The 13,426-nt window shown below is 56.8% G+C and carries 13 protein-coding genes and 2 tRNA genes; 8 read left to right on the top strand and 7 right to left on the bottom strand.

The window, feature by feature from the left end; translation table 11 throughout:
* Position 1 precedes the first annotated feature (1 nt).
* The 7 genes from rsxB to sS8_RS01995 all read left to right on the top strand — a co-directional run bounded on the left by rsxB (position 2) and on the right by sS8_RS01995 (position 5,450).
* Positions 2-541, top strand: a complete 540-nt coding sequence (rsxB, locus tag sS8_RS02025; RefSeq protein WP_119628199.1) for an electron transport complex subunit RsxB — start codon at positions 2-4, stop codon at positions 539-541.
* Complete coding sequence (gene rsxC / locus sS8_RS02020; protein WP_232020479.1) at positions 538-2,205, top strand: electron transport complex subunit RsxC; 1,668 nt, start codon at positions 538-540, stop codon at positions 2,203-2,205. Before rsxB ends, rsxC begins: the two co-directional genes overlap by 4 nt.
* A gap of 55 nt (positions 2,206-2,260) precedes the next feature.
* Complete coding sequence (gene rsxD, locus sS8_RS02015; RefSeq protein WP_119628197.1) at positions 2,261-3,292, top strand: electron transport complex subunit RsxD; 1,032 nt, start codon at positions 2,261-2,263, stop codon at positions 3,290-3,292.
* Positions 3,289-3,933, top strand: a complete 645-nt coding sequence (rsxG, locus tag sS8_RS02010) for an electron transport complex subunit RsxG (RefSeq protein ID WP_119628196.1) — start codon at positions 3,289-3,291, stop codon at positions 3,931-3,933. Before rsxD ends, rsxG begins: the two co-directional genes overlap by 4 nt.
* Complete coding sequence (locus sS8_RS02005; RefSeq protein WP_119628195.1) at positions 3,930-4,643, top strand: electron transport complex subunit E; 714 nt, start codon at positions 3,930-3,932, stop codon at positions 4,641-4,643. The genes rsxG and sS8_RS02005 overlap by 4 nt, the downstream gene beginning before the upstream one ends.
* On the top strand, positions 4,640-5,314 hold the full coding sequence (nth, locus tag sS8_RS02000; protein ID WP_119628194.1) for an endonuclease III: 675 nt from the start codon (positions 4,640-4,642) through the stop codon (positions 5,312-5,314). Before sS8_RS02005 ends, nth begins: the two co-directional genes overlap by 4 nt.
* A 60-nt stretch (positions 5,315-5,374) precedes the next feature.
* Positions 5,375-5,450 (top strand) — tRNA-Phe (locus sS8_RS01995).
* A gap of 244 nt (positions 5,451-5,694) precedes the next feature.
* On the opposite strand, the gene yidD is transcribed toward sS8_RS01995, so the two are convergent.
* Together yidD and sS8_RS01985 are read right to left on the bottom strand one after the other, a co-directional pair.
* Entirely contained in the window at positions 5,695-6,093 is a 399-nt protein-coding gene (gene yidD / locus sS8_RS29775) for a membrane protein insertion efficiency factor YidD (RefSeq protein ID WP_119628193.1), read from the bottom strand.
* A 713-nt stretch (positions 6,094-6,806) separates the two neighbouring features.
* Positions 6,807-6,882, bottom strand: a tRNA-Lys gene (locus sS8_RS01985).
* 359 nt (positions 6,883-7,241) lie between these two features.
* Here sS8_RS01985 and sS8_RS01980 point away from each other — a divergent pair.
* Positions 7,242-7,997 (top strand): hypothetical protein, encoded by a 756-nt coding sequence (locus tag sS8_RS01980; RefSeq protein ID WP_119628192.1) that lies wholly within the window; start codon positions 7,242-7,244, stop codon positions 7,995-7,997.
* Between the two features lie 156 nt (positions 7,998-8,153).
* On the opposite strand, the gene sS8_RS01975 is transcribed toward sS8_RS01980, so the two are convergent.
* From sS8_RS01975 to sS8_RS01955, 5 genes are all read right to left on the bottom strand, one after another.
* The gene (locus sS8_RS01975) at positions 8,154-9,428 is read right to left on the bottom strand and encodes an NAD(P)/FAD-dependent oxidoreductase (RefSeq protein ID WP_119628191.1); all 1,275 of its coding nucleotides are present in this window, start codon (positions 9,426-9,428) and stop codon (positions 8,154-8,156) included.
* A 185-nt stretch (positions 9,429-9,613) separates the two neighbouring features.
* Complete coding sequence (gene cydX / locus sS8_RS01970) at positions 9,614-9,745, bottom strand: cytochrome bd-I oxidase subunit CydX (protein WP_119628190.1); 132 nt, start codon at positions 9,743-9,745, stop codon at positions 9,614-9,616.
* A gap of 9 nt (positions 9,746-9,754) precedes the next feature.
* On the bottom strand, positions 9,755-10,891 hold the full coding sequence (gene cydB, locus sS8_RS01965) for a cytochrome d ubiquinol oxidase subunit II (RefSeq protein WP_119628189.1): 1,137 nt from the start codon (positions 10,889-10,891) through the stop codon (positions 9,755-9,757).
* An 18-nt stretch (positions 10,892-10,909) separates the two neighbouring features.
* On the bottom strand, positions 10,910-12,478 hold the full coding sequence (locus sS8_RS01960) for a cytochrome ubiquinol oxidase subunit I (RefSeq protein WP_197716754.1): 1,569 nt from the start codon (positions 12,476-12,478) through the stop codon (positions 10,910-10,912).
* The gene (locus tag sS8_RS01955) at positions 12,478-12,681 is read right to left on the bottom strand and encodes a hypothetical protein (protein WP_119628187.1); all 204 of its coding nucleotides are present in this window, start codon (positions 12,679-12,681) and stop codon (positions 12,478-12,480) included. The genes sS8_RS01960 and sS8_RS01955 overlap by 1 nt, the downstream gene beginning before the upstream one ends.
* Positions 12,682-13,426 lie beyond the last annotated feature (745 nt).

Raw genomic sequence — 13,426 nt, 5'->3', positions numbered from 1 at the left:
CATGCTGGCCGTATTCGCAATTTGCGCCTTGTTCGCCTCATTCGGCTTGATCCTCGGCTATTCCGCCCGGCGCTTCAGGGTCGAGGGCAATCCCCTGGTGGACAAAATCGATGCCATTCTACCGCAAACACAGTGCGGACAATGCGGTTTTCCCGGCTGCCGGCCGTATGCGGAAGCCATCGCACGCGGCGATGCGTACATCAACCAATGCCCGCCCGGCGGCGAAGAAGGCGTTATCGCCCTGGCCGATCTATTGGGCGTCGAGCCGAAACCGCTAAGCGCCGAGCACGGTGTCGAGAAACCCAAATCGGTCGCCGTCATCGACGAATTGAAGTGCATCGGCTGTACCTTGTGCATTCAGGCTTGCCCCGTCGATGCAATCCTCGGCGCAACCAAGCACATGCACACGGTGATAGCGTCGGAATGCACGGGTTGCGAACTCTGTGTAGCGCCTTGTCCGGTCGATTGCATCCGCATGGAACCCGTCAAAGAAACCCTCGCCACCTGGCGATGGCCCGAACCGAAGGCGGTGAGTCGGTGAACCTATTTAAACTCTGGAATTTTCACGGCGGCGTACATTTGGATGGGCAGAAGCAGGAATCCGGCAGAGCTCCGCTGGCGGTCGCCCGTTTGCCGGAAAGACTGATCTTTCCGCTCCAACAACGGAATGGAGAGGATTCCAAGCCGGTCGTCGCGCCGGGTGACCGGGTTCTCAAGGGCCAAGCCATCGCCTGCGACGACAATCCGGTCATCCCGCCGATTCACGCCTCCAGCTCCGGCGTCGTCCGAGCGATCGAACAGTTGCCACTGCCCCATCCATCCGGTTTGTCGGGATTATGCATCGCGATCGAAACCGACGGCGAGGATGTCGCAACGGCCTTCTCCGGCAATCCGGGATACCGGCAGTGCTCTCCCGCAGAATTGCGCCGGAACATCCACGAAGCCGGCATCGTCGGCCTTGGCGGCGCCGCTTTTCCTACCTCGATCAAAATGGCAGCGGGCACGAGTCGCAAGGTCGACACCCTGATCCTGAACGGAGCCGAGTGCGAACCTTATATCACCTGCGACGACAGCCTGCTCACCCATTATTCCGAGGAGGTGCTGGAAGGCGCCAAAATTCTCCTCCATAGCTTACAAGCGGAACGCTGCCTGCTCGCCGTTGAGGACGACATGCCGGACGCACTGACAGCACTGGAGAAAGCCATGAATTGCGGCGACTTCGAGACGGTTCAGCTGGTGCGGGTACCCGCGGTTTATCCCACCGGCGGCGAGAAACAGTTGATCAAGGTGCTGACCGGCCGCGAAGTACCGGCGCGAGGCATCCCGGCCGACATCGGTATCGTGTGCCAAAATGTCGGAACGGCCGCCGCCGTTTACAATGCCGTCGTCCGCGGAACCCCTTTGATTTCCCGCATCGTTACGGTCACCGGCCGCGGGGTGAAACGGCCACAGAATCTCCTCGCGCGGATCGGTACGCCCTTATCCGATCTTGTCCGGCAATGCGGAGGATACACGAGCGAAGCCGAGCGGCTGGTATTGGGCGGCCCGATGATGGGATTCGACGTACCGACCGACGATCTGCCATTGACCAAATCGGTTAACTGTATTCTGGTCGCCGGCCGAAACGAGTTGATCGGCGAAAAACAGCCCCTGCCCTGCATTCGTTGCGGTGCATGCGCCGACGCCTGCCCGGTTAACCTGCTGCCGCAGCAACTCTATTGGTACGGCCGCTCGGATCAGATCGAACGTGCCGTGGATTACAAGCTGTTCGACTGTATCGAATGCGGCTGCTGCGATTACGTATGCCCCAGCCACATTCCGCTCGTCCAATATTTCCGGGCTGCGAAAGGCAAGGCCATCGCCAAACGGCGAGAGCGTGAAAAGTCTGAACATGCCAGACTTCGGTTCGAATCGCGACAAGCCCGCAAGGAGCAGGAAAAGCGTGACCGCGAGGAAAGCGCAAAGCGGAAGAAACTAACTCTCGGCGCTTCGAAGGCACCCGAAATCGTGGAAGCTATCGAGCGCGCCAAACTCCGCCGCGCGGAAAAAGCGGGACAGGCAAGCCGGAACTCTGATCCGACGGCAAAAAAGCAGCCGGAACCGTCAGGCCCGTCTGCGGTTAAAAGTCCCGACGCAGGCGCCGCCGAACCCGGGTCAGCCGAGCGGACATCCGTGCCGGAAGCGAAATCTCCAAAAATCGATTAGGCCGGTAATCCCGATTTCCAAAGCCGACTCAAAACCAACCTCCGACACGCCTTACATGCATTTTCCGACCGCTCAAGCGCCGTATCTTGCTCCCATCAATAGCGTCAGTCGCATCATGCTGACGGTGCAGGTCGCCCTGATACCCGGCTTGGCGGCATTAGTGTGGCAATTCGGGAGCGGCGTTCTCGTGCAATGTCTCATTGCCCTGGTTGCGGCGGCGTTGGGTGAAGCCGCCATGCTTTCCTTGCGCCGACGTCCCGCTGTACCTGCCCTGAAGGATTACAGCGCCGCCCTTACGGCAATACTGCTGGCCGTTTCCCTGCCTCCGTTGGCACCGTGGTGGCTCACGGCTTTCGGAACGCTATTCGCGATCATCATCGGCAAGCACCTCTACGGCGGACTCGGATACAACCCGTTCAACCCGGCCATGGTCGGGTATGCCGTGCTCCTGATTTCCTTTCCACAGCACATGACCGCGTGGCTTCCTCCCAGGGAATTGAGCGGTGCCGCACTGGGATTTGCGGATGCCTGGACCGCGATCTTCAGCCGTACGCTGCCGTCGGAACTGACCTTCGATGCTCTCGCCATGGCCACGCCGCTCGACACCCTCAAAACCCAGCTCGGACTCGACCGCTCGTTAGATGAAATTCAGACCGGTGCCCTATTCTCGGGGATAGGAAGCCGCGGCTGGCAATGGGTCAATTTCGGATTTCTCCTGGGCGGGCTGTGGCTGCTCAAACGCGGCCTGATTGCCTGGCAAATTCCGGTCGGCTTTCTCTCGGCCCTCTTTGCCATGGCATTGATCTTTTTCCTGATCGAGCCCGCCGTTTACCCGACACCGCTGTTTCATTGCTTCAGTGGAGCCACTATGTTGGGAGCCTTCTTTATCGCTACCGACCCGGTCACGGCATCCACCACGCCGCGCGGACGTTTGATTTACGGCGCTTCGATCGGTCTGCTGGTGTTCGTCATCCGCTCCTGGGGCGGCTACCCGGACGGTGTCGCCTTCGCAGTCCTGCTCCTGAATCTGGCCGCGCCCACCATAGACCACTACACCCGTCCGCGCGTCTACGGATATCCGAAATGAACTTGCCTAACCCCATCATCAATGCCGCTGCCGCGCTAGGAGTATTCGCCGTGATCGGCATGGGACTGGTGGCCGTGGTGCACGATAGAACGAAAGCACGTATCGAGTCCAACGAGCAGGCCGTCTTGCTGCATACATTGGAGTCACTGATACCGGCCGACTGGTTCGACAACGACATTCTCGCCGACATCATTACGGTCAACGATCCCGACCTGGGCACCGATAAACCGGTTACCATTTATCGCGCCCGAAAAAACGGCAGCCCCGTGGCCACGGTTCTTTCCCCGCTTGCTCCCGACGGCTACAACGGCACGATCAAGCTGCTGGTAGCGATTCGCACGGATGGCTCCCTGGCCGGCGTCAGAGTGGTCAGCCACCGTGAAACGCCGGGGCTCGGCGATCCGATCGATACCGACAAATCCGACTGGATCCTCGGCTTCAACGGCCGGTCGCTGGCCAGCCCATCGGAATCCCGCTGGAAAGTCAAACGGGACGGCGGAGACTTCGACCAGTTCGCCGGGGCGACAATCACGCCGCGCGCGGTGGTCAAGGCGGTATACAAGACGCTAACTTTTTTCGAGCGGAACAAACAGCGGTTATTTGAGCAAGATGCGGGAAACGGCCCGGGATTGAAGCCATGATCGACACGTCCAGATACCCGAAAATCATTCGCGATGGCCTCTGGCGCAACAACCAGGCTTTCGTTGCGTTACTAGGGCTATGTCCCTTGCTTGCGGTCAGCAATACCGTGGTCAACAGCCTGGGGCTCGGTCTTGCCACCACGGCGGCACTGGTCTTTTCCAATGTCATCGTTTCGCTGATCCGCAATTATGTCGCGACCGAAATTCGACTGCCGGTGTTCGTGCTCATCATCGCCTCCAACGTCACCGTCATCGATCTACTGATGAACGCCTACTTCCACGATCTGTACAAAATCCTCGGTATCTTCATACCTCTGATCGTCACCAACTGCGCCATTATCGGCCGCGCCGAGGCCTTTGCCTCCAAGCACCCCGTGGACCGCGCCTTCATGGACGGCTTGTTCATCGGGCTCGGATTCACGCTTGCGCTGGTCATGCTCGGCGCCTTGCGCGAGGCCATCGGAACCGGTGCCCTGCTCAACCGGGCGGAACTGATGTTCGGCGAAATCGCCAGGAACTGGACTCTGTCCGTGTTCAGCGAATACGACGGTTTTCTGCTGGCGATACTTCCACCCGGCGCCTTCATCGGCCTCGGTCTCCTGATAGCCCTGAAAAACGTCATCGATGCCCGCGCGAAGGCGAAAGCTTCCGGCAAACGAACACCGGCAAGATCCGATTCGAAGCTCGATTCCCCTGTCCACGAATCATGAACGCCGAAAAACGCCGACAAATCTTCGAACGCCTGGCCGCGGCCATCCCGGAACCGACAACCGAACTCACTCACGCTACGCCTTTCGAACTCCTGATCGCAGTGGTGCTATCGGCCCAAGCCACCGACAAGGGCGTCAACAAAGCCACCGCCAGGCTATTCCCGGTCGCCAATACGCCCGACGCCATTCTCGCCCTTGGCGAAGAAGGCCTCAAGGAATACATCAAGACCATAAACCTATATCCCAGCAAGGCCAGGAACATCATCGGGCTTTGCAGATTGCTGCTCGAGAAACACGGAGGGCTGGTACCACGGACCCGAACTGAACTGGAGGCATTGCCCGGGGTCGGCCGCAAGACCGCCAACGTCATACTCAACACTGCTTTCGAGCAGCATACCATCGCTGTGGACACCCATATCTTCCGCGTCGCCAACCGAACCCGCCTCGCGCCCGGCAAGACGGTATTGGAGGTGGAAAAAAAACTGGAGCGCACCGTTCCGAAAAAGTATTTCAAAGACGCCCACCACCTTCTCATTCTGCACGGCCGCTACACATGCATCGCCAGAAAGCCGAAATGCCCCGTTTGCCCGATAGCGGATTTATGCGAATACAAGGATAAAACTCCAGCTGAATCCTTTGCCGATGCAAAGCAGACGCCCGAGTCCACTTAAAACATTTATGCTTGACTGCGAACCTCGTAACAGGTTTAATACGCAACTCGATTCGCGACTGGCCAGGTAGCTCAGTTGGTAGAGCAGGGGACTGAAAATCCCCGTGTCGGCGGTTCGATTCCGTCCCTGGCCACCAATACATAAAGGCCAACCGTTCTCGGTTGGCCTTTTTCTTTGCGCGTTAGCGCGTGTCGCCGGGAATTCCCATGGATTTTTTCCTCGGCGGTCGGTCGACACCATGCCTAAATTTGCTCTCTCCGCGCCGTTTTTCTCTCCGGACTTGGTCCGCGCGCATTTTCAATGACCTCGAATAACCAAAAACTGCCCCGTTCCCGACAGGTACCCGGTCGGAATGGAAAGAACCGGCACCAGACAGAGCATTACCACGGCGTACAAGAACAAGCGTCGATCCCTCCTCCGGCAACTTCAAAAGTATTGCAACCGTGGGATGGTAACAATTCAATGCCACTTGAGCAGTCGCAGAAGTCGAAGGTGCCACTCTTTTCACGCCGTTTGCTTTCGTTAAGCCCCCGATTTCGCCTACGGCGCTGCCCGGTGTTGTCCGCACCGAGTGTCGTAGCCGCCGCTTTGCATTCTGCGAATCGTTGCCTGATGGCGGGAATCGCTTGCCATGCTCCATGCCGGAGCAGAGTCTGCTTCACAAATTCCGAACAGGAAATGCCTCCATGCTTTACTCGATATGCACAGCAGAATCCCTTATAGGGCGAGATATATCTTTGATAGCCGACAATAGCGGTCGCGAAGGAACGAGCTAACATCCATCCTTACCGATTTTTAGTTTCCGTCCGATCTCTCGCCGAAACTTACAAACAGCAATAAAGCTCAACGGAATTGCCCTCCGCTGCAGCGCCTGGACGGGTCATGGGTATCGTACTTTTCCGCGAGAAGGCCCGTTTCTCGACAACACTATGAGAAAGAAGATTTCACTTCCGCAGAAGCGTTCTTAATCAGAGTTGCCGTACTGACAAACAGCGGAATTGTCGGATTTACATGCCGGGAAAAATCATTCTCCCAATAGCCCTTTAAACCATAGCTAAAAAATGTAGAGTGAATGTCGGAAAATGATGAAATTTGTGTCGTTTGCTTGAAAAGTGTGACTGACATCACAGAGACCGAGAGACTGAAAAATTCGTCTTTTCCAGTCAGTCTCTTCCGCTTTATCGGCACTTTTGCGGCAATCACCCGGTCAGTTTTAGGCTTTCTTCTGGTTTCCCGGATCTGGGACTGATCTGCCGCAGTCGCGGGGGATCTTTTTTCGGTTGATATTGAAGGGGCTATTCAGGCCAAAGCCATACAAGCGTCGCGCTCTCTCGCCCGCAGAACTTCAGAAATCCGTATACACGCTTAACCGGTTGGATGAGACCAGAAACGTCACAATGGCTAAGGGTGGTAAGACCGGTTGAGCTACCCAAGCGGGTAAATTCGGAGCAAAAGAAAGGCCGGATTAACCGGCCTATGTTCTTGATATTTCTGGTGGGCCGTGCTGGATTCGAACCAGCGACCACTGCATTAAAAGTGCAATGCTCTACCGACTGAGCTAACGGCCCGAGGAAGAAAGAATTATAGTGACTGCTCCCGAATTCTTCAAGTCTCTCACAATTAGTTCTCAATCATGCCTAGATTCGGCCGAGAACTCTCGGTTCGCAACTGGCGCTGAGTCTTTGAACATCCGTGATTTGACGGAAAGGCGACTTATAAATCGCGGCTCCTCTCTACTGTCTGTCCTAAACTCTCTCTGTCACATCAGAAACACAATGTGTTACGTTCAGTCTTCACGGACATGCCAATCGGTTATCCTAATCCAATCAACAACCACTCAATCGGCGGAACTATCTTCTGTCTGATGCCCTATGCCGGGTATCGGGCAAGTCCGTGCTGTCCGCCACCGTCGAAACTACGACTAGCCATGAGATTCAGAAAAAAACTTTTTTTTAAGACGCTGCTGGCATTGCCCCTCCTCCTCGCCCTGAGCGGATGCGTTTACCTCCGGCTGTTGGAGGCGAAACACCAGCTGGCCGATTTCGAACGAAATTTTCGGGTTCAGGTGACGAATGACTATTTGCATCTTGATTTCCTGAACCCGGTTATTCTGAGCGAGGATTTCCGTTATTTAACCAAACTCCATCCCAGCCGGATTGAAAAATTGCCTCACGGATACCGGTGGTACCTGGACTTTCACCAGATCGACAACCACGGGCAGCCGGGCAAAACGATTGTTTTCGGTATGACCTTTAATGGCAAGGATAAGCTGTCCGGCTGGGATTTCTCTCCGGTCTTTCTGGAAATTGCACCGGCGACATTTCTCGAGGCATCGATCAGGTCTCTTGGCCACGGTAAGGTGGACCAGGGCCGTCGGCAATTAAAGGTCGATCCTGAAGATCTGCCCAAGGTGTCCACCCCTCCTCCGAATCGGCATAGAATCTTGGAGGTCTTGGGTACGCCCGGCCAGGAGTATGTTAAAGACGGTATGACGGCTTACGTTTACCACTTCAAGGCGGAAGCACTTCCAGTCGGTGAAGAAGACGAAAACAGGCGGATCGCCGTAGCCAAGCTGTATTTCAATCCGGTTACCGATGAATTGATCAAAATGTCGAGCCGCTTCGTAGGCTTGAAGATCGCTATCGATTACCGAAAACTCACTCAGCCGAGCGAGCCCGGTTGATCCGAATGGGCCGTTTTGGATTCAAAGCCGCATCGGCCGAATCGCCGAAAAAACCCCGCGCCACCCGCCCTGTCCCAGCGGTTCCGAGACGGATGGCGCAATTCCCGGTTCGATTCGGCATGTCGATCGACCTGCGGAAGCGCCGATCGTGAAACTTCAGCTTTTTTTCAACCGCACAATGCCCATGAGCTTCAACCCCAAGCGTTCGTAAAAAGGTTCGCTGATGCCTTTGCGAATCTTGCGGATGAAATATTTCTCGAACGCGATCTTGGCCAGATGCACCCAGCGCCCCTTGCTGGCCCAGGTGACATTGCGCGGCGGCATCTGCGGGCGAGCTATGAACGCCACGCCGGTATCGCCGAGATCGGCCAGACACAGGGCATTCCAGGTCGCTTTGTGGGAGGGCTCCTTGCCGTCCAGTTGCTCGCGAATATTATGTGCGGTAGCGGTCACCATGGATTCGATCATGTAGCCGGTTTTAGGTGAACCGGTGGGTACGGGCGTAGCTTCCACCGGCGGAATGGCTACGCATACGCCTACCGAGTAGACGTTCTTGAAGGTCGGATTGCGCTGGTATTCGTCAATCAGCACGAAGCCCCGCGGATTGACCAGACCTTCGATTCCGGCCACGGCCTCGACTCCCTTGAAGGCCGGAATCATCATGGCGTGCTTGAACGGCAGTTCATGCTTCTGCTTTTCCTGCCCTTTTTCGTCGACCTCGGTGACATGCATCACGCCATCTTCGATCCGGTCCACCCGGGCGTTTGTGATGGCCTTGATGTGATGCTGCCTCAGTTCGCCTTCGAGGAGCCCCTTGGTGTCGCCTACGCCGCCCAAGCCCAAGTGGCCGATATAGGGTTCCGACGTGACGAAGGTAATCGGAACCTTGTCGCGAATCTCGCGTTTGCGGAGGTCCGCGTCGGCGATGAACGCGTATTCGTAAGCGGGTCCAAAACAGGACGCGCCCTGGACCGAGCCGACGATGACGGGGCCCGGATCCTTGACGAACTCGTCCCAGAATTCTGCGGCTTCAACGGCGTGATCGACGTGGCAAACGGACTGGGTATGGCCGTGCGGGCCGAATCCCGGCACTTCTTCGAAAGCCAGCTTGGGGCCGGTGGCAATGACCAGGTAGTCGTAGTCGACGGTGCTGCCGTCAGCCAGATCGATTTGATTCCGATCGGGGTGGACGCGGGTCACTTTCTGATTAACGAATGTGATGCCCTTTTTCTTGAACATCGGCGCAAGCTCCACCTTGATGTCCTCCGGCTTGCGCCACTTCACCGCCACCCAGGGGTTAGACGGGACGAAGTGAAAGGTGGGGCTCTCGGAAATGACGCAGACCTCGTCCTCTTTCCGGGCCATTTGCCTCATTTCCAGAGCCATCGGAACACCGCCGATACCGGCGCCCAATATAACGATGCGGGCCATGGTTACTCTCCTCCGTTCTGCTATCTATTTAGACTGGTAAATTGAACAGGATTTACTTTTATTACCCCTCCTGCCGGGCGAAGCCATGCGATCACTCCGATCCGCCCTCGACGCCATGTGCCCCGGACAGAATTGTTCCGAAGGCAGAAGAGGTAACAAGTTGCATTGCGCGAGTCCTCTTGCACTCAGTTCGATGAGTCACACGAAGAGTCAATCCCAGCGGCATCCATATCGCATTCCGCTTCGAGCCACATCGCGTTGATGATGCCGAAGGCACAGGCGAAACCGACACCCAATATCCAAGCGAAGTACCACATGTTTCTACCTCAATATAAAGAATGCTGGTCCTTCAGCACTTTCTCCGGCGTGACGCTCCCCCACAGCACCTTGTACGCCCAGCGCGTATAGACCAGTACGATGGGTAGAAAGATCACCGTGATCCAAAACGCCAGAGCCAGGGTAAAACGGCTGGAGCTGGCGTCCCAGATCGTCAGGCTGTGGCTCGGATCGGTCGACGAAATCACCAGGTACGGAAACAGGCCGAAGCCGAGCGACAACAGTACGCCCGTGATACCGATCGAGCTGAACATGAAAGCTCCGACGGACGTGTGTTCCAGCGCCGAACGCCATGCCAGAAACAACCCTCCCAAGCCGAGCACGGGCGCAATCAGCATCCAGGGGTGAGAGAGGAACTGGCCGAGCCAGCCGGACGTCATGGTTACCGTTTTGTTGAGCGGATTCGACGGGGCATCCACGCTTGCCATTGCAGTGATTTCCGGGAGACTCATTCCGAAAGCGACCCACAAGGCTGCCACCGCTACAGAGCCCAGCACCACCGGCCCCAAGACCCGTACGACCGCCAGCGCCCGCCGGTAAAGCTCGCCTTCCGTGCGCCACTTGAGATAAATCGCGCCGTGGAACAGGCTGATGAGCAAGCCGATCGCGCCGCAAAAAAGCGCGAACGGATTGAGCAAGGCGAAGAAACTGCCGTCGTAATACGGCCGGAGATCGGCGTCGAAATGGAACGGCAATCCCTGGACCAGATTGCCCACCAAAACGCCCAAGAGAATCGGCGGCACCGCCCCTCCGATAAACAAACCCCAATCCCAGGCATTGCGCCAGGCGGGATTTTCCAGCTTGCTCCGATAATCGAAGCCCGCCGGTCGGAAGAACAGAGCGAACAATACCAGCAGCATGGCGACGTACAAGCCGGAAAACAATGTTGCATAGACCAGTGGCCACACCGCGAACAGAGCGCCCCCCAGGAGAATCAGCCACACCTGATTGCCTTCCCAGGTTCCCCCGACAGTGTTGATGACGGCGCGGCGCTCGAGGTCGTTGCGGCCGACGAAAGGCAGAAGAGCGCAGATGCCGAAATCGAATCCCGATGTCAGGACGAAAGCGATGATGACAACCCCGGTGAACAGCCACCAGATGATTCTTAGAGTCTCATAATCGAACATCGTTGTTTTCTCCCGGTATTACGACACTGAGGCGGCCGGTTTGATCTCGAAGTGATACTTCCCGGTGTGCAGACTGCTGGGCCCCAGGCGTACGTACTTGATCATCAGGAACATCTCGATGATCAGCAAAGCGGTGTAGAAGAACACAAACCCGGCGATGCTGAACCAGAGCTGGTCGGAACTGATGTTGGACGCGGACAGATGGGTCGGCAGCACGCCGGAAATGGTCCAGGGCTGACGTCCGTATTCCGCCACGAACCAGCCGGCTTCGGACGCGATCCACGGCAGCGGAATGCACCAGATCGCAAGCTTGAGCAGCCATTCCTTTTGGTCGGCAACCCGCGTCGCACAGAAATAGAAGGCCATGGCAAACACGAACAACATGGTGAACCCGGCCGCGACCATCAAACGGAAGGTCCAGAACAAGGGAGCTACCCGCGGGATCGTATCGTAGGCAGCCATTTGAATCATCTCCTCCGAAGCGCCGGCCGGATCGGCGGTGTATTTTTTCAGCAATAAGCCATAGCCGAGATTCGTGACGTGCCGATCAAACAAGGCCTTGGTGGGCTCGCCTTTGTCCCCCGCCCGCATTTTCTGCAGCTGACCGTACGCGATCATGCCGCTTCGGATGCGCTCGGCGCTTTCAGCGCGCAGTTCCTTAAGACCCTTGACGTCCTCGTCTATGGAGCGCGTTGCGATGAGCCCCAAAACGTAGGGTACCTTGATCGCGAAGTGAGTCTTTTCCGCCTCCTGGTCCGGGAAACCGATGAGGGTGAAACCGGCCGGCGGCTCATGGGTATCCCATTCCGCCTCTATGGCTGCGAGCTTGACCTTCTGCACCTCGCCGGAGTTATAGCCGCTTTCGTCGCCCAGCACGATCACCGACAGCACCGAGGCCAACCCGAAAGCCGCGGCGATGGAGAACGAACGCCGTGCGAAGCCGAGATCGCGCCGCCGAATCAGGTACCAGGCGCTAATGCCCAGCACGAACATGGAACCGGTGACGTAGCCCGCCGCAACGGTATGCACGAACTTGACCTGAGCTACCGGATTGAAGAATACATCGGCAAAGGAGGTCATCTCCATGCGCAGGGTTTCATAATTGAACGCGGAACCGACCGGATATTGCATCCAGCCGTTGGCAATGAGAATCCACAAGGCGGAAAAGCTGGTGCCGAAAGCCACCAGCCAGGTGACGGCCAGGTGCTGAACCCGGCTCAGCCTGTCCCAACCGAAGAAAAAAAGCCCGACCAGAGTGGACTCCAGGAAAAAGGCCATCCAGCCTTCGCTGGCCAAAATCGGGCCGAAGATGTCGCCCACGTAATGGGAGTAATAGGCCCAGTTGGTGCCGAACTGAAATTCCAGGGTGATCCCGGTGGTAACGCCCATCGCGAAATTGATGGCGAACAGCTTGCCCCAGAACTTGGTCATGTCCTTGTACACCTCCTTCCGTGTCATCACGTACACCGATTCCATGATGGCCAGGATGAAGGACAGCCCCAGGGTCAGTGGCACGAACAAGAAGTGATACATGGCCGTGAGGCCGAATTGCAGTCTCGACAGATTGACGATTTCTTCGCCGCTAATCATATGATGCCCTCCTGCTGAGTCACGGAAATTCGATCTGCTGAAAACAGATCCGCGACGGCAGGTCTGGGCACGTTCGGATCATGGCGGAAGAACGCCAGCCACAAGATGCTCAGCAAGACAATCTTGAGGATGAGAGCCAAGGTGATTTCCCACCGCAGACGCTCGCGTCCGCCGGGAAAATCGGTATTGAAATCGCCCATATAGAGATTCCGGAAGTTTTAAGCGACGGCTGCGGCAGAGCCTCAGTTTCAAAAATGCCGTCCCTGGCTTAGGGGGAACTCCGTTTTGAGGGTCGATGCCTGCTCGAGTCGATTATTGCCGCGGGGAAGTCCCTGCGGCCGCTTCCGGAGGCATGAACCAGATATTAAAAGTTGCTAATGTTCTAACAAGCTCCGTGCCAGGCATTCCAATCCAGCCGCACCGCACCACTACGGCCTTCGATTCGCTGTACGGCGCAAACGACGTTTCACATGAAACGCGAATGAGACTAGAGAATTTTAGATGAAACAAAATGAAACACAGCAAAGGGCCAACCTTCCGGGCTGTTCATCCATCCGGGGCAGCGATGTCCCTACGCGACGACCAGCCGCCTGAGCTACACCCAAGCGTGTAACCGGGCCTTGGCGGCCCAAAAAACCCGGAGGCTATTTAGGTGCCTGATTAATCCGAGAAATGGTAGTTGGACATGCCCGAGTGTGCAGCTGGCAGAGTGGTCTCCCGCCAAGGACATTTCCATAAAGTTGTGCGGAACGAGAGTGGAGCGCGTCGGTAATCCCTTGCCGACAAAGACGCTCGGTCCGGCATGACGTCGGGAAAGGATTCCCGACCTACAAGGGGGCACGGTTGTAGGTCGGCAATCCCTTGCCGACGCCGCGGCCCAAAATATCCGATGAAGTCATGGATTTGCAGCAAAAGAAACGAAACGGCCATTGAGACTGGAACCCG

The organism is Methylocaldum marinum (genome assembly GCF_003584645.1).
Lineage (GTDB): Bacteria > Pseudomonadota > Gammaproteobacteria > Methylococcales > Methylococcaceae > Methylocaldum > Methylocaldum marinum.
The sequence above is the reverse complement of the archived record's forward strand: the minus strand, read 5'-3'. Positions and strand labels throughout refer to the sequence as shown.

What these genes read in the sequence shown, in the direction of transcription:
- cydB (WP_119628189.1), bottom strand. Translation starts at nt 10,891, where the DNA reads ATGTTCGATTATGAGACTCTAAGAATCATCTGGTGGCTGTTCACCGGG.
- sS8_RS02005 (WP_119628195.1), top strand. Translation starts at nt 3,930, where the DNA reads ATGATCGACACGTCCAGATACCCGAAAATCATTCGCGATGGCCTCTGG.
- nth (WP_119628194.1), top strand. Translation starts at nt 4,640, where the DNA reads ATGAACGCCGAAAAACGCCGACAAATCTTCGAACGCCTGGCCGCGGCC.
- yidD (WP_119628193.1), bottom strand. Translation starts at nt 6,093, where the DNA reads ATGTTAGCTCGTTCCTTCGCGACCGCTATTGTCGGCTATCAAAGATAT.
- sS8_RS01955 (WP_119628187.1), bottom strand. Translation starts at nt 12,681, where the DNA reads ATGGGCGATTTCAATACCGATTTTCCCGGCGGACGCGAGCGTCTGCGG.
- rsxB (WP_119628199.1), top strand. Translation starts at nt 2, where the DNA reads ATGCTGGCCGTATTCGCAATTTGCGCCTTGTTCGCCTCATTCGGCTTG.
- cydX (WP_119628190.1), bottom strand. Translation starts at nt 9,745, where the DNA reads ATGTGGTACTTCGCTTGGATATTGGGTGTCGGTTTCGCCTGTGCCTTC.
- sS8_RS01975 (WP_119628191.1), bottom strand. Translation starts at nt 9,428, where the DNA reads ATGGCCCGCATCGTTATATTGGGCGCCGGTATCGGCGGTGTTCCGATG.
- sS8_RS01980 (WP_119628192.1), top strand. Translation starts at nt 7,242, where the DNA reads ATGAGATTCAGAAAAAAACTTTTTTTTAAGACGCTGCTGGCATTGCCC.
- rsxD (WP_119628197.1), top strand. Translation starts at nt 2,261, where the DNA reads ATGCATTTTCCGACCGCTCAAGCGCCGTATCTTGCTCCCATCAATAGC.
- rsxG (WP_119628196.1), top strand. Translation starts at nt 3,289, where the DNA reads ATGAACTTGCCTAACCCCATCATCAATGCCGCTGCCGCGCTAGGAGTA.